General features: G+C 62.1%; 20 protein-coding genes and 1 pseudogene. 15 read left to right on the forward strand and 6 right to left on the reverse strand.

The features are described 5' to 3' along the window. Nucleotides 1–129: 129 nt before the first annotated feature. Nucleotides 130–1,197 carry a GGDEF domain-containing protein gene (locus tag ABIE40_RS10555; protein WP_199629507.1) on the forward strand — a complete coding sequence of 356 codons (1,068 nt, stop codon included), beginning with the start codon at nucleotides 130–132 and terminating at the stop codon, nucleotides 1,195–1,197. 24 nt (nucleotides 1,198–1,221) lie between these two features. On the opposite strand, the gene ABIE40_RS10560 is transcribed toward ABIE40_RS10555, so the two are convergent. Both ABIE40_RS10560 and ABIE40_RS10565 read right to left on the reverse strand, forming a co-directional pair. After that, the gene (locus ABIE40_RS10560; RefSeq protein ID WP_199629506.1) at nucleotides 1,222–1,833 is read right to left on the reverse strand and encodes a pyridoxamine 5'-phosphate oxidase family protein; all 612 of its coding nucleotides are present in this window, start codon (nucleotides 1,831–1,833) and stop codon (nucleotides 1,222–1,224) included. A 49-nt stretch (nucleotides 1,834–1,882) separates the two neighbouring features. After that, on the reverse strand, nucleotides 1,883–2,833 hold the full coding sequence (locus ABIE40_RS10565; protein ID WP_199629505.1) for an alpha/beta hydrolase: 951 nt from the start codon (nucleotides 2,831–2,833) through the stop codon (nucleotides 1,883–1,885). A 45-nt stretch (nucleotides 2,834–2,878) separates the two neighbouring features. Here ABIE40_RS10565 and ABIE40_RS10570 point away from each other — a divergent pair, with 45 nt between their 5' ends. After that, on the forward strand, nucleotides 2,879–3,346 hold the full coding sequence (locus ABIE40_RS10570; protein ID WP_199629504.1) for a MarR family winged helix-turn-helix transcriptional regulator: 468 nt from the start codon (nucleotides 2,879–2,881) through the stop codon (nucleotides 3,344–3,346). A 6-nt stretch (nucleotides 3,347–3,352) separates the two neighbouring features. On the opposite strand, the gene ABIE40_RS10575 is transcribed toward ABIE40_RS10570, so the two are convergent. Together ABIE40_RS10575 and ABIE40_RS10580 are read right to left on the reverse strand one after the other, a co-directional pair. After that, the gene (locus ABIE40_RS10575) at nucleotides 3,353–4,543 is read right to left on the reverse strand and encodes a low temperature requirement protein A (RefSeq protein ID WP_199629503.1); all 1,191 of its coding nucleotides are present in this window, start codon (nucleotides 4,541–4,543) and stop codon (nucleotides 3,353–3,355) included. 26 nt (nucleotides 4,544–4,569) lie between these two features. Then, nucleotides 4,570–4,944, reverse strand: a complete 375-nt coding sequence (locus tag ABIE40_RS10580; RefSeq protein WP_112716629.1) for a gamma-butyrobetaine hydroxylase family protein — start codon at nucleotides 4,942–4,944, stop codon at nucleotides 4,570–4,572. A 134-nt stretch (nucleotides 4,945–5,078) separates the two neighbouring features. Between ABIE40_RS10580 and moaA the strand changes: the two genes are divergently transcribed. Further along, nucleotides 5,079–6,125: a GTP 3',8-cyclase MoaA gene (moaA, locus tag ABIE40_RS10585; RefSeq protein ID WP_199629502.1), complete on the forward strand. Its 1,047-nt coding sequence runs from the start codon at nucleotides 5,079–5,081 to the stop codon at nucleotides 6,123–6,125. A gap of 25 nt (nucleotides 6,126–6,150) precedes the next feature. On the opposite strand, the gene ABIE40_RS10590 is transcribed toward moaA, so the two are convergent. Then, nucleotides 6,151–6,342 carry a hypothetical protein gene (locus ABIE40_RS10590; RefSeq protein ID WP_130278166.1) on the reverse strand — a complete coding sequence of 64 codons (192 nt, stop codon included), beginning with the start codon at nucleotides 6,340–6,342 and terminating at the stop codon, nucleotides 6,151–6,153. A gap of 248 nt (nucleotides 6,343–6,590) precedes the next feature. On the opposite strand from ABIE40_RS10590, the gene ABIE40_RS10595 reads away from it, so the two are divergent. The 3 genes from ABIE40_RS10595 to mobB are packed head-to-tail and all read left to right on the forward strand — an operon-like array spanning nucleotide 6,591 to nucleotide 8,658. Next, on the forward strand, nucleotides 6,591–7,499 hold the full coding sequence (locus tag ABIE40_RS10595) for a DMT family transporter (protein WP_199629501.1): 909 nt from the start codon (nucleotides 6,591–6,593) through the stop codon (nucleotides 7,497–7,499). Nucleotides 7,500–7,507: 8 nt separating this feature from the next. Beyond that, the gene (gene mobA / locus ABIE40_RS10600; RefSeq protein ID WP_199629500.1) at nucleotides 7,508–8,140 is read left to right on the forward strand and encodes a molybdenum cofactor guanylyltransferase MobA; all 633 of its coding nucleotides are present in this window, start codon (nucleotides 7,508–7,510) and stop codon (nucleotides 8,138–8,140) included. Next, nucleotides 8,137–8,658, forward strand: a complete 522-nt coding sequence (mobB, locus tag ABIE40_RS10605) for a molybdopterin-guanine dinucleotide biosynthesis protein B (RefSeq protein ID WP_199629499.1) — start codon at nucleotides 8,137–8,139, stop codon at nucleotides 8,656–8,658. Before mobA ends, mobB begins: the two co-directional genes overlap by 4 nt. Before the next feature lie 50 nt (nucleotides 8,659–8,708). Here the strand turns inward: mobB and ABIE40_RS10610 are convergent, their stop codons facing one another. Further along, on the reverse strand, nucleotides 8,709–10,943 hold the full coding sequence (locus ABIE40_RS10610) for an OmpA family protein (RefSeq protein WP_199629498.1): 2,235 nt from the start codon (nucleotides 10,941–10,943) through the stop codon (nucleotides 8,709–8,711). A 317-nt stretch (nucleotides 10,944–11,260) separates the two neighbouring features. On the opposite strand from ABIE40_RS10610, the gene ABIE40_RS10615 reads away from it, so the two are divergent. From ABIE40_RS10615 to ABIE40_RS10655, 9 genes and pseudogenes are all read left to right on the forward strand, one after another. Further along, nucleotides 11,261–12,031, forward strand: a complete 771-nt coding sequence (locus ABIE40_RS10615) for an ABC transporter substrate-binding protein (protein ID WP_130278161.1) — start codon at nucleotides 11,261–11,263, stop codon at nucleotides 12,029–12,031. A gap of 112 nt (nucleotides 12,032–12,143) precedes the next feature. After that, nucleotides 12,144–12,947, forward strand: coding sequence for an ABC transporter permease (locus ABIE40_RS10620; RefSeq protein WP_199629497.1), 804 nt, complete (start codon nucleotides 12,144–12,146; stop codon nucleotides 12,945–12,947). Further along, the gene (locus ABIE40_RS10625; protein WP_130278160.1) at nucleotides 12,944–13,774 is read left to right on the forward strand and encodes an ABC transporter permease; all 831 of its coding nucleotides are present in this window, start codon (nucleotides 12,944–12,946) and stop codon (nucleotides 13,772–13,774) included. Before ABIE40_RS10620 ends, ABIE40_RS10625 begins: the two co-directional genes overlap by 4 nt. Nucleotides 13,775–13,935: 161 nt before the next feature. Further along, entirely contained in the window at nucleotides 13,936–14,202 is a 267-nt protein-coding gene (locus ABIE40_RS10630; RefSeq protein ID WP_112716649.1) for an usg protein, read from the forward strand. Between the two features lie 81 nt (nucleotides 14,203–14,283). Continuing rightward, on the forward strand, nucleotides 14,284–15,096 hold the full coding sequence (locus ABIE40_RS10635) for a class I SAM-dependent methyltransferase (protein ID WP_199629496.1): 813 nt from the start codon (nucleotides 14,284–14,286) through the stop codon (nucleotides 15,094–15,096). Between the two features lie 414 nt (nucleotides 15,097–15,510). Continuing rightward, nucleotides 15,511–16,890 (forward strand): hypothetical protein, encoded by a 1,380-nt coding sequence (locus ABIE40_RS10640; protein WP_199629495.1) that lies wholly within the window; start codon nucleotides 15,511–15,513, stop codon nucleotides 16,888–16,890. 92 nt (nucleotides 16,891–16,982) lie between these two features. Next, nucleotides 16,983–17,676 (forward strand): annotated as a pseudogene (locus ABIE40_RS10645) (glutathione S-transferase family protein). Then, entirely contained in the window at nucleotides 17,673–18,008 is a 336-nt protein-coding gene (locus ABIE40_RS10650) for an ArsR/SmtB family transcription factor (protein WP_130278156.1), read from the forward strand. Before ABIE40_RS10645 ends, ABIE40_RS10650 begins: the two are co-directional and overlap by 4 nt. Then, nucleotides 18,005–18,496 (forward strand): SRPBCC family protein, encoded by a 492-nt coding sequence (locus tag ABIE40_RS10655; RefSeq protein WP_354540999.1) that lies wholly within the window; start codon nucleotides 18,005–18,007, stop codon nucleotides 18,494–18,496. Before ABIE40_RS10650 ends, ABIE40_RS10655 begins: the two co-directional genes overlap by 4 nt. The last annotated feature ends 2 nt before the right edge of the window (nucleotides 18,497–18,498 follow it).

The raw sequence follows: 18,498 nt of genomic DNA on the forward strand, positions 1-18,498 counted from the left end.
AGTATTTCCGGAATATACAACCAGAATAATCACATGTAATCGTTGGTATATATCGTCTTAATTGTTTCCCAACGAATTTAAGCTAGCCAATAGAAGATTGCTTTTCTAATTCCTTGAGGAGTATGCCGGATGAATACGGCTGCAGCGCAGAAAGCGCAGATCCCGGATGTCGCAGGCCAGATCACTTTTGCCATGCGTTCGATGGGCGTCGCGCCAATCCCGCGCAATTACGAACTCTTCTACGAAGCCTATATCGGCTCCAATCCCGCCCTCACCCGCGACCTCGCAGCGCTCGGCAATCAGGCGACGCAGGAAGAACTGGATGAGCTCGGCGCACAATATTTCTGCCACTCCCCGGCGCGCGTCTTCGATGATGTCCACACCCGCATCGCCGCCGAACTCGAGGGCCTGCTGAGGGTTCTCCGCCAGGAGCAGACCTCTCTCGAAAGCTACAACAAGCTGCTCGGCGAAACCTACCGCCGCATCAACACCAAGAACACGACCAGCGTCGACCTCCTCGAAAACGCCATCAACCTCCTGACCCAGGCAACCGGCGACACGATGGCCCACGGCGAACGCACCGTCGAGAATGTCGCCCAGCGCTCGCAGGAAATGGACCAGGTCCGCAAGGAGCTCGACGAGTACAAGCGCATCGCCAACACCGACTCGCTGACCCGCCTTTCCAACCGCCGCGCCTTCGACGACCGCCTCGCCGCCGTTTTCGACAACGCAGCGCTGAAGCCGGTGACTGCCCTGGTGCTTGCCGACATCGATAACTTCAAGAAGATCAACGACACCTACGGCCATCCGGTCGGTGATAAGATCCTGGCGACCGTTGCATCGGTCATCCGCGCCAATGTCCGCCGCGATGTCTTCGTCGCGCGCACCGGCGGCGAGGAATTCGCGCTGATCATTGACGGCAATACCCAGGAAGAGGTCGTCGCCATGTCCGAGCGCATCCGCCGGACGCTGGAAGCGACTCCCTTCAAGAATAGCCGCACGCGGGTCAATTACGGCCCGGTCACGGTGTCGATGGGCGTCTGCATGGCGACCCACGCCGAGGACGCCGGCGAGCTCTATTACAAGACCGACATCGCCCTCTACGGCGCCAAGCATGCCGGCCGCAACTGCAGCGTCGTCTACGAGGATGGCATGCAGAAGGACTTCACCAAGAGCTGGCTGATTTACAAGGCCTGACGCGTCACCATCTGGTGACGCTCATTACCACATCGTCTTCGCCGCACGTCCCGCCCATTCGCGGTCGTATGTCTCGTGGTCGAAATCTTCTGTCGCCACCTTCAGCATCATGCCGGGCGTCGGCAGGCTGGCCGGATCGACGAAATTCTCCGGGTTCCACAGCTGCGAGCGCATCAGCGCCCGCGCACACTGGAAATAGACCTCATCGATGGTGATGACGACGACGGTGCGCGGATGCTTGCCGTCCATCTCGAAGCTCGAAAGCAGGCTCTCGTCGTTGGACACCACGCCATGCGCATTGATCCGCATCGTCGTATTCGATCCCGGCACCAGGAACATCAGCGCCAGCCGCGGATCGCGCACGATATTCAAGAGGGAATCGACGCGGTTGTTGCCGCGCCAGTCCGGCAGGTGGATCGTCTTGTCATCAATGATCCGGACAACGCCGCCGATGTCACCGCGCGGAGAGCAATCGAGCCCTTCGGGGCCGACAGTGGCGAGCGCCATGAACGGCGAGGCCTCGATCATCTGGCGATAAAGCGGCGTCAGCGCCTTGGTCACCTTCGCGACGGAAGCCTGCGACAGGCCACCGGCGTAGATTTCGCTGAGCTCTTCCACCGTGCTGATGATTTTCATGATTGTCCCGCCATCTCTACCGGACGGCAATTAGCCGCCTAAGATGACGCTACAATGACGCGCGCCGGACAGGAAGCTCGACAAAGGAAACAATCTCGGCGCCCTCGCTCTGCCGATCGCCGAGGAAAGCCTCGATCTCGTCAAGCACCGGCTTGGCGCCGATGATGCGCCGGTGGCCGAAACCGTTCGCCCAGAAGACCCGGACCGCGTCCCCAGCCGCCTGATAGCGCCGCGCATGATGCGCCCCGACTTCCTTGTCATCTTCGGCATGGATCGTCAGCACCTGCGCTCTCAACCGTCCCACCGGTTTCGCGACATCGAAATCCGCAAGCTGCCGCCCGGTGATCCTGCCGACCTTGCCTTCCAGTGCCGCCTGAGCCGCCTTGCCGAGCCCGATCATCCTGCCGAAATCGGTAAAGAGCCACGCCATTTCGCTCGGCGAACCGATCGTGACGATCTTCTCGACCTCGATCGGCCGCATATGCGGCAGGATCCCGGTTGCCGAGACCATCAGTGCCGCGCCACCGAAGGAATGGCCGATCGCCGCGTCGAAGGCGCCAAAGCGCTCCTGGGCGGCCGCGATTGCCTCGACGGCGAGCCCCATATGCAGGAAGCGTCCGCCGGAGAGACCGTGTCCCGGGAAGTCGAGCCCGATGACCTCGGCTCCATCCTTCGCGAGATGCGCAATCAGGTCGGCCATATAGGCCATGCCGGATCCCCAGCCATGGGTCACGAGGTAACGCTTGCGCTTGCCGAGAGCGCCGCCGTTGATCCGGTAGGCGGCCGCATGCCTGCCGCTCGCAAGCGGCAGTTCGATCCGTTCGGCATTCTTCAGCCAGTCCATACCCGCCGCATGCGCCGCCTTCGCCTTGGCGCCCTGCGGGCGCTGAGGCGGCGTCCTGCAGAAGAGGCGGAATGCCGCCTCGCCTGCAAGACAGGGTGAGAGTGCCTGCAGCGCGGTAAATCCGAGGCGGGTGACGCCAAGCGCAAACTTTGCCATAGTGGGAATCCGATAATGTTCAACACTGAACAATAAAGTACAACGATGAACAAAAATCAATCCCTACCCTGGGATCATCCGCGTTTTCGCAGCTGGATCGCCGTCGCCCGCGCCTGTCAGCTGATGCAGCAATCGCTCGGTCGCTCGCTTGCAGAGCTCGATATCAAGACGCCGCATCTCGATATTCTGATCAATCTCTACCGCTTCGAAGGCCTGACGCAGCAGGATCTGGCGCGTAAGCTGCTGGTCGGCCGCTCGAACATGAGCATGCTGCTGCCGCAGATGGAAAAGCGCGGCCTGATCGAGCGCCGGGGCGACGAGCGCGACAAGCGCGTACTGCGGCTCTATCTGACCGCCGAGGGCCGCCTGCTGACCGAAAAGGCTATGGTGATCCAGACCGGCCTCATCGACCGCATGCTGACGGACGAGCCGCTGGAGCAATGCATGGCGATGGCCGATTCGATGGAGCGCATCATCGCGCTCCTGCAGAATGACCTGAAGGACGAGGACTGACCGGCGCTAATGCAGCGTCGGTGCCGGTGCCGCCGAACCGAGCGACCGGTATTCCCAGGCCGCGACGATGACGAGAACCAGCGCCGCCAGGATACCCAAGACATAGATCTCCACAGCCGGCACCAGGAAAGTCAGCAGGATCAGAAGCACGATGCCTGCGAGATGCGAGAGCGGCGCCTTGCCGCTGGTGGCGCCCTTGAACCAGAGATTGCCCGCCAGGAACAGGCCGGATCCGCCGAGGACGACAGCGGCAATGCCGAGATCGCCGACCTCATGCGGATGCGAGAAGATGAACTCGACGGCAACGGCATCGACGATAATACCGGCCAGGATCGGGATATGCGCGTAAGTGAAGGCCTGCCGCGCCATACTGCCCGGCTTCGCCTCGTGCTCGATGCGGTGAGCGGCGCGCTCATGGCCAAAGCGGAAATAGAGCCACCACATCGCCACCGTCGACGCGAAGCTGGTGACGAGCACCAGCCCGGTCATCGGCGAGAACGGCATTTCCGAGAAGGTACGGCCTGACACCAGCACCGCCTCCCCGAGGCAGATGATGATGAACAGCGCGCAACGCTCGGCCATATGGGCACCCGAGACGTCCCAGTCGGCGGTCGACGACTTACCGAGCCCCGGCACGAAGAAGCCCGAGGCCGGACCGGCATATTCGATCGCCAGCGCAATCACCCAGGCAATCAGCCGCGCCTCATGCTCCAGCAGACCACCGGCGATCCAGAACACACCGGCTACGGCGAGCCATATGCTGATGCGGGTGAAGTTGAGATAGTTCGAATGGCTCGAATGGCGGACGGCATAGGCGGTGAAGACCGACCGGCCCACCTGCATCAGAACGTAAGCGCCGGCAAACAGCAGCCCCTTGTCGCCGAAGGCTTCGGGGATCGATGACGACAGGACCAGGCCGAGCAGCATCAGCACGATCAGCATGGCGCGCACCGGCATCTTTTCGGGATCGAGCCAGTTGGTCACCCAGGCCGTAAATATCCACACCCACCAGACGGCAAAGGTCATCAGCGCCGCTTCCGCCGCGCCGAGCAGCGAATAGTGAGCGGCGAGCGCATGGGAAAGCTGCGAGATCGAGAAGACGAAGACAAGGTCGAAGAACAGCTCGAGGAAGGTCACCTTGCTGCCACCCGGGCTGCCTTTTGCCCGCAGCCAGTTTCTCACTGTCGTCCCTGCCATCAATGCCCCCTATGGCTGTTGTTCAATCAGCGCGGCTGCGCCGAGACGTCCCTGCTCATGCCCTTCTCGGCCAGTTCCTTTTCGTAATCTGCAAACAGCTCGACACCCCGCTCGCCGAGTTCCCGCAGATAGGTCCAGGTGAAGATGCCGGTATCGTGCATGTCGTCGAAGCCGATGCGCACGGCATAATTGCCGGTCGGCGTCATCGAGATGATCGCGACGTTGCGCTTGCCTGGCACGGTAACCTTCTGCCCCGGCCCATGCCCCTGCACTTCGGCCGAAGGCGAGAGCACGCGCAGCATTTCTGCAGACAGATCGAAGCTCTGACCGTCGTTAAAAGTCACGGCAAGCCGCTGCCGGTCTTTGGAAACCCTGAGTTCGGTGGGCCAGATGTCGCTCATTGATGCTCTCCGTTCGCCTTTGTTGAGTAGGCAAAGCCGCATTTTCTGGCAAGCTCAATTTGCCGTGCATCTGTGCCGTTTACCTTGACGGCACAGTCACATATGACCACATTAGCATGACTGCGGAGGTATTCGTGAACAGCAATGTCGGTACGATAGGAAGCGCTGCACCGCTCGTGGCGGATGCAAGCCCGATGATCGACCCGTTCGGACGGGCCGTCTCCTATCTGCGCGTCTCCGTGACCGATCGCTGCGATTTCCGCTGCACTTATTGCATGGCCGAAAACATGACCTTCCTGCCGAAGAAGGACCTGTTGACGCTGGAAGAGCTGAACCGGCTCTGTTCCGCCTTCATCGCCAAGGGCGTGCGCAAGATCCGCCTGACAGGCGGCGAACCCCTGGTGCGCAAGAACATCATGTTCCTGATCCGCGAGCTCGGAAAGCAGGTTGGCACCGGTCTTGAGGAGCTGACACTGACCACCAACGGCTCGCAGCTCGCCCGCCATGCCGAAGAGCTCTATGATTGCGGCGTGCGCCGCATCAACGTCTCGCTCGACACGCTCGACGCCGACAAGTTCCGCAAGGTGACGCGCTGGGGCGAGCTTTCAAAGGTCATGGAAGGCATCGATGCTGCGCAGAAGGCAGGACTGAAGATCAAGCTGAATGCGGTGGCGCTGAAAGGCTTCAACGAGGACGAGATCCCCGGCATGCTGCGCTTTGCCCATGGCCGCGGCATGGATCTGACCGTCATCGAGACGATGCCGATGGGCGAGATCGATGAAGACCGCACCGATCAGTACCTGCCGCTCTCGGAGCTTCGTGCCTCGCTCGAGAAGCAGTTCACGCTTGAGGATATCGGCTACAAGACCGGCGGCCCGGCGCGCTATGTCGAGGTCGCCGAGACTGGCGGCCGCCTCGGCTTCATCACCCCGATGACGCATAATTTCTGCGAGAGCTGCAACCGTGTCCGCCTCACCTGCACCGGCACGCTCTACATGTGCCTCGGCCAGAACGACGCCGCAGACCTGCGCTCCGCGCTGCGCGCCACCGAAGACGACGGCCTCCTCTATGCGGCAATCGACGAAGCCATCACCCGCAAGCCCAAGGGCCACGACTTCATCATCGACCGCACGCACAAGAAACCCGCCGTCGCTCGCCATATGAGCGTCACCGGCGGGTGACTTTCGTTTCCGATTAGATCAACTGTCAGGCCGCACCGGCCGGATCGCCGATCGGCAATAGCGCCGGATCGGGCGGTGTCGGGTCGTTGGGGTTCTTGTTGTCTGCAGGGTCCTGAGCCGGCGTCAGCGGCGGCTTTTCCTGCACGCGGTCGGGAACACCGGGAGCCGGTGTCGGGCCGCGGGGCGTCTCGGCGGGATTGGGAATTTCTGTCGGCATGGGGATCTCCCTTCGGGTTCACCAGCCGCGCACGGCGCGGCTTTCTTCCCATGGTCAACGCCATGCGATCGCGTTTGTTCAAAAGATCCGTTCGGCAACGCCTATCTGTTCGTTCTCGAACAGTTTGAAATGGCTGCCGCTAATTTGTGCGCTGCGCAATCGATTTATGCAGACTGTGGCTTGCAATCGATTTCATTCCCGCCGGTTCCCTTCTACAAGGTCCTCAGAACTATCGGGAATCTCTTCGCATGCCGCGGTCTCGCAATACCCAGGGCGCAATCTACATGAGCATGGCCATGGCCGGTTTTTCGGCCAGCGACGCGCTCTCGAAATCCGTCATCGGCGATATGAACGCTGGCGAGATCATGTTCATCCGCGGCCTGTTCACCAGCATCCTGATCTACCTGATCGCCCGCAAGATGGGCGCGCTCCGCTCCTGGACGATCATCCTGAAGCCGATCATCATCCTACGCGTCCTCTGCGAGATGCTGGCTGCCGTCACCTACATCACCGCGCTCGGCATGATGCCGATCGCCAATGCCTCGGCGATCCTGCAGTCGCTGCCGCTGGTGGTCACCTTCGGTGCGGCCCTGTTCTTTCGTGAGCCGGTTGGCTGGCGCCGCTGGTCGGCGATCCTCGTCGGCCTGATCGGCGTGATGATCATCATCCGCCCCGGCCCGGAAGGCTTCACCCCGGCCGCCCTGCTCTGCGTCGCCAGCGTGCTGACGACAGCCGGCCGCGACCTCGCCACCCGCTCGATCGATCCGGAAATCCCCTCGCTGATGGTGACTGTCGTCACCGCCATCACCGTCGCCTTCTTCGGCGCCCTGCTGATGCCGGCGCTCGGTGGATGGCATACGCCGTCGCTGACGGCGCTGTCGCACCTGCTGATGGCATCGGTCCTCGTGCTGATCGGCTACCAGTCCGTCATCACCGCCATGCGCACCGGCGAAGTCTCCTTCGTCGCGCCCTTCCGCTATACGAGCCTGATCTTCTCGGGCCTGCTCGGCTTCATCTTCTTCGCCGAGGTCCCCGACGCCTGGACGCTGGCGGGTGCGGGGATCGTCATAGCTTCCGGCCTCTATACCTTCTATCGTGAGGCCAAGCGCCGCGTCGCCCCCTTGGCCCAGGAATCCGAGCCGAGAAGCCCCGTCTGAGATAAGCAATGGCAGATTTTTCACTCGCAAATACCGCAATCCCGGGCGTCATCCTGGCCGGTGGCCGCTCCTCGCGCATGGGGACGGACAAGGCTGCGGCAATGCTCGGCGGCCGCCCGCTTCTCGACCACGCGATCGCAAGGCTTTCCCCGCAGGTCTCCACCGTCGCCGTCAATGCCGGCAGCGAGCCGCAATGCGGCCTCGCCTTCATCCCGGATATCATTCCCGGCAAGGCCGGGCCGATGGCGGGCATCCATGCTGCGATGGCCTATGCAGCCAGGCTCGATGGTGTCAGCCATGTCGTGACGGTCTCGATCGACAGTCCCTTCTTCCCGGCGGAGCTGGTATCCGACTTCATCGCCGCCGCCGACCATCCGGAAAAGATCGCGATCGCCGCGTCCGAGGGCCGCAGCCACCCGGTCTTCGGCCTCTGGCCCGTGGCGCTCGCTGCAGACCTCGAAGCCTGGATCGCCACTGATGAAAAGCGCCGCGTCCGCGACTTCCTGTTACGGCATGACGTTGCGGAAGTTCAGTTTCCGCTGCATCCGACGCGCGCCGCCCTTCTCGACCCGTTCTTCAACATCAACACGCCCGATGATCTGGTCGAAGCCGAGCGTTGGCTGCAGGCGCTCTCGCCATGAGCACGCCGCGCATCTTCGGCATTGCCGGCTGGAAGAATTCGGGCAAGACAGGCCTTGCCGTCCGGCTCGTCGAGGAGTTCACCCGCCGCGGCTATCGCATCTCGACGATCAAGCACGCGCACCATGATTTCGACATCGACAAGGTCGGCGCCGACAGCTACCGCCACCGCCAGGCTGGCGCCCATGAGGTCACGATCGTCTCCGGCACCCGCTTTGCCATCATGCACGAGCTGCGCGGCGAACCCGAACCCGCCTTCGAGGACATCCTCTCTCGCCTCGCCCCTTGCGATCTCGTGCTGATCGAGGGTTACAAGCGCGAGCCGATCCCGAAGATCGAGGCCCGCCGCCTGGAGGCCGCCAAGCGCGAACCGCTGGCGCCCACCGACCCGCATATCTGCGCCATCGCCGCCGACCATCCGGTGACGGAGAGTACCCTGCCGGTCTTCGATCTCGACGACACGATGGCGATCGCCGATTTCATCGCGGCGAAGCTCGATCTTCCCGCCATCACGGCATAGAAAAAGCCGCCGGTCGCCCGGCGGCTTTCTTGTTCTCAGATTTACCTGCCTCAGTTGTTGGAGGCGACCGGACGCACGAGCGGCGTCACACGGCGGATGGTAACGCGGCGGTTTTCCTGGTTCGGACCAGCCGTGTTGACCTTCAGGTAGCGCTCGCCATAGCCCTGCGTCGCCATGTTTTCCGGCGGGATGCCGTAGACATCGGAGAGCACGTTGGCGACCGATTCGGCGCGCTGGTCGGAGAGAACCAGATTGCTCTGGTCGGAACCGACGGCATCCGTATGGCCCTCGATCAGGAAGGTCTCGCTCGGATCCTTCTGCAGCACCTCGTTCAAGGCATCCGCGACCTTGCGCAGGCTGCGCGCCTGGCTCATCGGGATCTCGGCGCTGCCGGTGGCGAAGGTGATCGTATCGAGGTCGATACGGCGCACCTTGTCGCGGATACGGGCTGAATACTTTACCTCGTTCAGCGAGTAGACACGCTCGACGGGCTCGACCGGCGGCTCGCGCAGGAAGTCGTAATAGTCACGATCCGGATCGCTGCTGGTGTCGATGATGTAGTCGCGAACCGGGATCTGCAGACGCATCGGCGGCAGATCGGCACCAGGATCCTCGAAGTAATCCTGGTCCGGATTGTCGTAGAGCTCCGGCGAGTAGTAGAGCACATACTCACGGCCGCGGCTGTCGACGCGCGAACGCTGGATGATGTCGCCGTAGCGGTTGCGGATCGTCACGATGCGGTAGCCATCCGGACGGTCGATCGTTTCGCGGTAACGGTCGCGCGGCAGCTGCTCATAGATCGGCCGTTCGCCATCGCGGATGAAGCGGCGGTCGTCGTCGCTGCGCACCACGATATTGTTGTTGATCTGCAGCAGAACGCGGTTGTCATCGCCAACACGTCCTTCGACCTGCGCACCGTCAGGACGCTGGAACTGCGGACGGCGGTCGAGCCGGCGGCCTTCTTCGGCCGTGACAGCCTCGATCTTGACCGGCGGACGTGCTTCGCCACCGGCTGCACGCTGCGCATCGGCATCCGATTTCGGCACGAAGATCTCCTGCTGCGTCTCGGCTGCACGCTGGCGGTCGCGCTGGCGCCGGCCATCGCGGCCACCGGAGCGGTCTGCGTCCTTGTCGCTGTCGAGCACGGCTGCACCGTTTTCGACCGGCAGGACGACGGTTTCCGTGCTCTTGCTCGGATCGGCGGCGATCTGCTTGCGGCGCTCCAGCTCCTGCGGCGTTACCTTCTCAGGTGCCGGGATGGCCTGCTCGACGACAGGCTGCTGGCCATTGGCTGCAGGTTGCTCGGCAGTGTTGGCGCCAGGCTGTAGGCCGGGCTTGAGCTGCTGCTCGCCCTGCTGCTGCTGGCCCTCAGGTGCAGGCTTCTGTGCCTGATCGGGTTCCGCCGGAACCGGCGGCTTTGCGGGCGCCGGAGATTCGGCCGGGACAGGCGCCTGATCGGGAGCCGGCGATTCCGACGGAACCGGCGTCTTGCCTTCGGCGGGCTGCTCACCCTGCTGCTGGGCATTCTTCCGGCCGGGCTTGGCGGCAGGTTCCTGCTGCTGTTCGCCTTCGGTTGCCTGCTGCTGCTTTTTGTCGCCCTTGCGCGGACGCTGCTGCTCGGGCTGGGCCTCTTCGGTCTGGGGCTTGGCCTGCTCCACCTGAGGAGCGGCCTGTTCGCCCTGCGGCTGGGCTTCGTTCTGCGCGGGAGCGGCCTCCTGCTGGGCGGGCTGCTGGTCGCGCTTGCGGCGAGGCTTTTCGGCCGGCTGCTCGGCAGGTTCGGCCTGCGGGGCTGCCTGCTGCTGCTCCTGCTGTCGCGGCTCAGGGGCGGCTTCGCGCTTCTTGCGGCGCGGCTGTTCTTGGTTTTCGGCCGGCTGTGCCTGCTCCACCTGCGGAGCGGCCTGCTCCGGCTCGGGGGCTGCCTCACGCTTCTTGCGGCGCGGCTGCTGTTCTTCGGAAGGCTGAGCCTGCTCGGCCTGGGGCGCCGCCTCTTCTGCCTGCGGCTGCGCCTCGCGCTGCTTGCGGCGCGGCTGTTCCTGCTGCTGCTCGGCCTGCGGCTGCGCTTCCTGCTGCTGTTGCTCTTCGGCCTGCGGCTGCTTGCGGCGCTTCTTCAGGATCTCTTCATCCGACGGTGCATCCTGCGCGACCTCATACGAACCGCTGACCACCTGGGGCGACGATGCCGCGCTCGTTCCTCCGAGTGCAGACGCATGCACCGGCGTAACGGCCAGTGTCAGCGACAGCAGCGGAAAAGCAGCGCTGGCAAACAATCTCGATTTCATGCCCATTGGGTTTCCTCGTTCCTATTGGCTATTGGGGGTGTTCAGTTTTGACACCCCGCATGTTGGGTCGGGACCGAAATTTCCGAGGCCCGGATTTGTTCCATGCATTTTTTAGAAACGCCTGGATTAACCCGCTATGAACGTCCCGGTCCGCCTCCGTTCATCTTGGTCATAGTTTGCGACGCAACAATGGCGCGCGATTCCAGTTGCAATTTGCAAAAAAAAGGTTTGATTATCGCGCCAAGGCGGTGCTGATGCCCGCCGCATTATGGCCGCTGCCGAATAAGAAAAAGACGCAGCGGTCACCAACAGAGAGGATCCTCATGCGTATCTCCAACCTCCTCGCCGCAGCTTCGCTTGCAGCGCTGTCCCTCTTCGCCGGTTCGGCAATGGCCGATGGCGAAAAGTATGTGATCGGCACCGACTCGACCTACCCGCCCTTCGAATTCGTCGATGCCAGCGGCGAAATCAAGGGCTTCGACATCGACATCGCCAAGGCACTCTGCGCCGAGATGAAGGCTGAATGCTCCTTCGTCAGCAACGACTGGGATGGCATCATTCCGGCTCTCCAGGCCAAGAAGTTCGACATGATCGTTTCGTCCATGTCGATCACGCCGGAGCGCTCGAAGCTCGTCGACTTCACCAACAAGTACTACAACACCCCGCCGGCAATCGCCGTGCCGAAGGACTCGACGATCACCGACGTCGCCGGCCTGAAGGGCAAGACGATCGGCGCCCAGACGTCGACCACCCACGCCAACTATGCTGAAAAGCACCTGGCCGACACCGAGCTGAAGCTCTACCCGACTGCCGACGAGTACAAGCTCGACGTTTCGAACGGCCGTATCGACGCCGTTATCGACGACGTCGTCGTTCTCTCGCAGTGGGTAAAGTCGGACGCCGGCGCTTGCTGCAAGATCCTCACGACCCTGCCGGTCGACAAGGAAATCAACGGCGTTGGCGCCGGTATCGCCGTCCGCCAGGGCGACCCGCTGAAGGACAAGCTGAACACCGCGATCGCTGCGATCCGCGCCAACGGCAAGTACAAGGAAATTCAGGACAAGTACTTCGATTTCAACGTTTACGGCGATTGAGAAAAACTGTAACTGACCTGTAAAGATGATGGCGGAAGGCTTGCTCTTCCGCCATTTTTGTCTGACAACATGCTAAAGATCAAAACGGCATAAGCCGTGAGGGGAAAGTTGGATGGGCGGATTATTTTCCGCGCTGGGCTCGCTCTGGGCCTGGATAGGGTATGTTTTCGATCCGCTATGCGGACCTGCCGGTCTTTTCACCTGGTTCGGCCAGTCGACGATCCTCGCCTGCGGCGATACCGGCTGGGGCGATGAAATCGCCGTCGGCCTGAAAACCACCGTCGCCGTGGCGCTGCTGACCTTGCCGGTCGGCCTGGTCATCGGCTTCCTCGTGGCGCTCGGCCAGCAATCCGAAGAAAAGTCGGTGCGGCTCGCCGCCGGCATCTACACCACGATCTTCCGCGGCCTGCCCGAGCTTCTGACGCTGTTCATCATCTATTACGGCATGCAGATCCTCATCCAGTCGGCGCTCGCCTCCTTCGGCTATGACGAGCGGATCGAGATCAACGCCTTCGTGGCCGGCATGATCGCCCTTGCCGTCGTCTTCTCCGCCTATTGTTCGGAAGTGCTGCTCTCGGCATTCCGCGCCATTCCGAAGGGCCAGTACGAGGCCGGAGACGCGCTCGGTTTCCACCGCGGCCGCACGCTCCGCCTCATCATCCTGCCGCAGCTGGTGCGCATCGCCCTGCCCGGCCTCACCAATCTCTGGATGATCCTCCTGAAGGATACGTCCTACGTCTCGATCATCGGCCTAGCCGACATCCTGCGCCAGACCGCCGTCGCCGTGCGCGTCACCAAGCAGGCCTTCTTCTTCTATCTGCTCGCCTGCATCATCTATCTGGTGCTCGCTGTCATTTCTTCCTACGGCCTCAGCTATATCGAACGCTGGGCCAAGCGCTCGGAGGTCCGCCGTTGAGCGTTGCAGAAACCCTTATCCCGCCGCAGCCGGCGCCCAAGCATATCGCCAAGCCTCTCTCGGCGGCGCGCGTCACCGGCTCGGTTCTCGTGCTGATCTGGCTCGCTCTTGCCGCAACGCTGATCTACATGGTCGTCGCCGGCTGGGATCCCGAAAAGTTCACCCGTTACGGACCGCGCTATCTGCACGGCCTGATGACGACGATCATCCTGGTGACGATCTCGGTCATCTGCGGCGCCGTCCTGTCCCTGCCGCTGGCATTCGCCAGAATGTCGACGAACAGGTTCCTCAGTGGCTTCGCCTATTGCTACGTCTACGTCTTCCGCGGCACGCCGCTTCTGGCGCAGCTCTTTCTCGTCTATTACGGCCTCGGCGGCTTCCGCCCGCAGCTGGAATCCGTCGGCCTCTGGTGGTTCTTCCGCGACGCCTGGTATTGCGGCCTGTTCTCGATGACCATCAACACCGCCGCCTATCAGGCCGAAATCCTGCGCGGCGCCATCGAGAGCGTGCCGAAGGGCCAGCATGAGGCCGCAGACTCGCTCGGCGTTTCCAAGACCGTGGCCTTCCGCAAGATCATCCTGCCGCAGGCGTTGATCGTGGCGCTGCGTCCCTACGGCAACGAGATCATCCTGCTGATCAAGGGCTCGGCCGTCGTCGCCATCATCACCGTCTTCGACCTGATGGGCGAAACCCGCTACGCCTTCTCTCGCACTTTCGATTACCAGACCTATCTCTGGGCTGCGATCTTCTACCTGACGATGGTCGAAGCGCTCCGCCATTTCTGGAACTGGATCGAGCGCCGTCTGACGCGCCACCTGCAGCGCTGACAGGTTTGGCAGCACTCCCTGCGGGATGCTGCCAAACTATTGAAATCAAACAAAAATGAATGGTTCTTTTGCCCGCTGCATGTCAAGCTTCGGTTAACCGCGCCGTGTTTCCATTTTATCTGCCGCTAATAAGCGGTAGTGGGAACGAAAGCGAGATGCACATGAACAAGGACATGGAAAAGCAGCTGCAGGGCTATGGACTGACGACGGCGCAGATCCTCTATCGCATGCCGGATCATCCCGCGATCCTGCAGACCTACATCTGGCAGGAATACGACCTCGCTCCCGATTTCCCCGAAATGCGCGGCTTCCTGAAATTCTGGCAGGAAAAGCTCGACGGCCCGCTGCACTCCGTCCGCTACATCCACCGCAAGCTGATCTCGGCAACGGAATGGCGCGCACTGCGCGGCGAATTCGTCATCCACTGAAGGCCGGCCGGCAACGCCCGCCATTGCCAAAGCGGCCTCACCGCCTTAGAGGCTTGCGTGACAACGAAAAGGTGGACCGGCATGGCAAAGAAGATCGACGAAGAGGCATTGGCCGAGGCCTATAACCGCGCGCTTGCGCTGGAAAAGGCTGGCGACGTCGACGCGGCCGTGAAGGCCTATGAGGAAGTGCTGGCGATCGACCCCGAGGATCACGGCGGCGCCGCCGTCCGCATCGCCTCGATGGGCCGCGGCGAGACGCCGGTGCGCGCCCCCGACGCCTATGTCGAAACCCTCTTCGACCAGCATGCAGAGGTCTTCGAGGACGTGCTCGTCGAGCAGCTCGGCTATCACGTGCCGATGATGGTGCGCCAGCGCCTGCAGGAGCTGAAGCTCGGCCCGTTCAAGCGCATGCTCGACCTCGGCTGCGGCACAGGCCTCACCGGCGGCACGCTGCGCGATCTCTGCGAGGACATGACCGGCATCGACATCTCCGAAAACATGGTCGAGATCGCCCACGAGAAGGACGTTTACGAGACGCTGTTCGTTGCCGAAGTCGAGGACTTCCTCGACGACAACGACGAGGACGCCTTCGACCTGATCACCGCCACCGACGTCCTGCCCTATCTCGGCGCCCTCGAGCCGCTGTTCTTCGGCGCCGCCGAAAACCTGACGCCTGGCGGCCTGTTCATCTTCTCCTCCGAAACCCTGTCGCAAGCCGACACCCGCCCCTACGCCGTCGGCCCCCACCAGCGCTTCCTCCACGCCGAAAGCTACATCCGCGAACGCCTGACCGCGACGGGCTTCGAGCTCGTGGAAATGACCGGCATCAACGTGCGCATGCAGGAAGGCGAACCGAGCCCCGGCCATCTGGTGATCGCGAAGCTGGCGAGTTGATTGAGTCTCTCGAAAACAACCTATGCGTTTATGTCGTTAGTAGACAATATCGGCTGATGACAGGAAGCTCCCGGTGGGAAACCGGGGGCTTTTTCAATGGGCGATCTGTCACTGGCCTGGAGCGAAGCGCATCTCCTAGGGCTGATCAAAACCATCTTTGCGGACATCCGGTTGTCGGCATTGGCGCTCGCCTTATTCGTTCCGATCCTTTTGCTTTACAGCAGGAACGAAATCCGCGTCACGCGGCTGAGAACGATCTCCGATTTCATAGCCACTTACCCCGCTACCAAGCTGCATCATGACGATGGCCCGGCAGGCGGAAATCCCTCGCTCGAATTCGTGGCATCGAAATACATAACCGATCTCATCACGCCGAAAGCATCCTCCAGCACCCGAAAATGGGACGCCGAGAGGATGGTGGAGGAGATCGAGAATGCAATCCGCTCCTCCAGAACGATCGGCAATCTTGGGGACCTCCGGCTGTTTCTGTCGTCGCTGGGTTTCGTCGTTGTCTGCTATTTCGGCTTCGCCGAACTTTACGACACTCTCGCTGATGGTCTTCCCACATGGTGCGGGCCGACGAGGGCCGCTGGTATCGGATGCAGTGCCGACGTACGATCGCTTCAGATCATTGGTTCGCTCGCGTTTTCCGGAGCCTTCGTTGCAGCCGCCCGGCAGTTCGTCCGGAGCCTCGCCGTCTTCGATCTGTCGGCCTATACCTTCATCTGGCAGACGGTGGAGATCTTCGCCTCGGTCATCTTCGTCCTCATTCTCTTCAGGACATTTCCTGATCCCGTCGGGGATTTGCAGCATATTCTGACCGGCCCGAGCACGCAGCCGGCAGGGAGCGGCATTCCTCTGACCTGGGTCGCTCTCGCACCCCTTCTCGGCCTGCTGCCTCAGAGCGCAACAAAGTTCCTGGCCTTGCACCTGCAGTCGTTCATCTCCTGGGTAAAGATGGATGACGACCGCTTCACCAGCGTCACCCGGCTGACGCCCCTCGATGTCATCGACGGCATCGACTACTTCACGCGCTTTCGCCTGGAGGAATGCGGTATCTATGACGTGCAGAACCTCGCGACCTACAATCCGATCCTGTTGCATATCGAATCCCCGTTCAAAATCTTCCAGGCTGTCGATTGGATCAGTCAGGCGCAGCTCTGCCACACCGTCGGCCTCGACCGCTTCCTGCTGCTGCGGCAGATGAATGTCCGGACCATCTTCGATCTGGAACGGGCCTTGAGCTACAAGCGAAAGGACGGCGGCGAAAACGACCCTGACGAGTTCGACAGGATATTCGCCGGTCTCCTGTTCGCCCCGAACGATGAGATGCGCACCATCGCGAAGATCAGCGGACTGAAGCCCTTCATGTTGAAGTCTGCCGTTCACCACAAAGACGCCGCGGATCACGCCGCCGCCGCAACAGCAGAGCCTAAGGCCGAACCTGGCGCCCCGCCGCCAGCGGAACCGCTATTGCCTCCGGAGCAAGGCGCACCGCCGCCACCTCCAACGCAGGACACGGCAACAAAGGAAAAATCTCCGGCTGGCTATATCATCGAGCCGACCACGATCGAGAACTATTGCCGCTGGGCCTGCGAGGTCATTGCGACGAAACCGGAGACTACCACCAAATGCGTTGAACACATGATGAGCTGGATTGCCGACGATCTGCATGTGCGGCGGCTTCGGCGCATCTGGCAGGAAATGTCCAGGGATTTGGGCCCCGCCTCGAAAACTCTCGATTCGACAGAGCACCCGCAGCCCAAGCATCGAGATGACGAGCCAACCCAATAGTTACCCATTCAGCAAACTATCCCTTGCCACAAACGCCACACCCTGATACTTAGCCTTTCAGCAAAGTTTCCAACAGCTGAAAGGCCATGCCCATGCCGCTCGTGCTCTACGGACATCCGCTCGCTTCCTTCTGCCACAAGGTTCTGATCGCGCTTTATGAGAACGGCACGCCGTTCGAGGACCGGCTGGTCGATCTCTCGGATGAGGGTTCGCGGGCCGAGTTGTTCCGCTACTGGCCGGTCGGCAAGATGCCGATCCTGCGGGATGAGGCGCGTGACAGCACCATTCCGGAAACCAGCATCATCATCGAATATCTGGACCGGCATTATCCGGGTGAAGCGCATCTGCTGCCGCTGGATCCGGACCGTGCCCTCCAGGTGCGCCTCTGGGACCGCTTCTTCGATCTCTATATCCAGACGCCGATGCAGAAGATCGTCGCCGACAAGATGCGCGCAGCCGACGCCAAGGATCCGCAGGGCGAGAGCGAGGCGCGCGTCACGCTTGCCATGGCCTATGACATGATCGAGCGGCAGCTGGCAAACAGCCCTCTGGATCACCGGCGACAGCTTCACCATGGCCGATTGCGCCGCAGCTCCCGCCTTGTTCTACAGCGAAACGCTCGTTCCCTTCGGCGCGGAGCGGCCGAAGCTGTCGGCCTATTACGAGCGGCTCGTCCACCGCCCCTCCTTCGCCCGCGTACTGAAGGAAGCGCTGCCCTATTTCAAGTTCTATCCCTACAAGCACCAGCTGCCTGAGGCGATCCGCAAGGCGATGCCTGCCGAATGACGATCGATGCCATCTCTCTCGATCGGATGTTCCACGCGCTGTCGGATAGCAGCCGCCGCGGCATGATCGACCGTCTCGGCCTCGGTCCCGCCTCGGTGATGGAGCTTGCCGCCCCCTTCCCGATGGCGCTGCCGACGGTGATGAAACATCTGAACGTGCTTGAGACGAGCGGCCTTGTGCAATCCGCCAAGGCCGGCCGTGTGCGCACCTACCAGCTGCGCCAGGAGCGCCTCGCCGAGCTCGAGCGATGGATCGGCGAGCGCAAGGCCGGCTGGAACTCCGCCTTCGACCGTCTAGACCTGCTTCTTGCCGAAGAGGAACCCAAGCCTTGACCGTGACACCAGCAAGCCCCGGCTCCGCCGTCCACACGACCTTCACCATCGAGCGGCAGCTGAAGGCCGACCCGAAGCACGCCTTCCGCGCCTGGGCCGATCCGGCCTCTAAACAGAAATGGTTTGCCTGCCATGGCGACTGGAAGACGCTGGAATACCGCCTGGATTTTCGCCCCGGCGGCAGCGAGCGCAATTACACCGCCGATAGCGACGGCCTGCTGCATGCCTATGACGCCCATTATCTCGATGTCGTCGAGGACATCAGGATCGTCTACGCCTATGAAATGCGGCTCGGCGACACCAGGATTTCCGTGTCGCTGGCCACCGTCACCTTCGAGCCGTCAGCGGCAGGCACCCGCATGCTCTTCACCGAGCAGGTCGTCTTCCTCGATGGCTACCCCGATGACGGAATGCGTCGCCAGGGCACTGAACTCGGCCTCGACAGTTTCGAGGCATTCCTCGAGCGCGAGGCCGGCGGCGTCCACTGATA

Source organism: Rhizobium sp. OAE497 (assembly GCF_040546565.1).
Lineage (GTDB): Bacteria > Pseudomonadota > Alphaproteobacteria > Rhizobiales > Rhizobiaceae > Rhizobium.

Coding starts and splice junctions, on each gene's coding strand:
- ABIE40_RS10555 (WP_199629507.1), top strand. CDS start 130: ATGAATACGGCTGCAGCGCAGAAAGCGCAGATCCCGGATGTCGCAGGC.
- ABIE40_RS10560 (WP_199629506.1), bottom strand. CDS start 1,833: ATGAAAATCATCAGCACGGTGGAAGAGCTCAGCGAAATCTACGCCGGT.
- ABIE40_RS10565 (WP_199629505.1), bottom strand. CDS start 2,833: ATGGCAAAGTTTGCGCTTGGCGTCACCCGCCTCGGATTTACCGCGCTG.
- ABIE40_RS10570 (WP_199629504.1), top strand. CDS start 2,879: ATGAACAAAAATCAATCCCTACCCTGGGATCATCCGCGTTTTCGCAGC.
- ABIE40_RS10575 (WP_199629503.1), bottom strand. CDS start 4,543: ATGGCAGGGACGACAGTGAGAAACTGGCTGCGGGCAAAAGGCAGCCCG.
- ABIE40_RS10580 (WP_112716629.1), bottom strand. CDS start 4,944: ATGAGCGACATCTGGCCCACCGAACTCAGGGTTTCCAAAGACCGGCAG.
- ABIE40_RS10590 (WP_130278166.1), bottom strand. CDS start 6,342: ATGCCGACAGAAATTCCCAATCCCGCCGAGACGCCCCGCGGCCCGACA.
- ABIE40_RS10595 (WP_199629501.1), top strand. CDS start 6,591: ATGCCGCGGTCTCGCAATACCCAGGGCGCAATCTACATGAGCATGGCC.
- mobA (WP_199629500.1), top strand. CDS start 7,508: ATGGCAGATTTTTCACTCGCAAATACCGCAATCCCGGGCGTCATCCTG.
- mobB (WP_199629499.1), top strand. CDS start 8,137: ATGAGCACGCCGCGCATCTTCGGCATTGCCGGCTGGAAGAATTCGGGC.
- ABIE40_RS10610 (WP_199629498.1), bottom strand. CDS start 10,943: ATGGGCATGAAATCGAGATTGTTTGCCAGCGCTGCTTTTCCGCTGCTG.
- ABIE40_RS10615 (WP_130278161.1), top strand. CDS start 11,261: ATGCGTATCTCCAACCTCCTCGCCGCAGCTTCGCTTGCAGCGCTGTCC.
- ABIE40_RS10620 (WP_199629497.1), top strand. CDS start 12,144: ATGGGCGGATTATTTTCCGCGCTGGGCTCGCTCTGGGCCTGGATAGGG.
- ABIE40_RS10630 (WP_112716649.1), top strand. CDS start 13,936: ATGAACAAGGACATGGAAAAGCAGCTGCAGGGCTATGGACTGACGACG.
- ABIE40_RS10635 (WP_199629496.1), top strand. CDS start 14,284: ATGGCAAAGAAGATCGACGAAGAGGCATTGGCCGAGGCCTATAACCGC.
- ABIE40_RS10640 (WP_199629495.1), top strand. CDS start 15,511: ATGGTGGAGGAGATCGAGAATGCAATCCGCTCCTCCAGAACGATCGGC.
- ABIE40_RS10650 (WP_130278156.1), top strand. CDS start 17,673: ATGACGATCGATGCCATCTCTCTCGATCGGATGTTCCACGCGCTGTCG.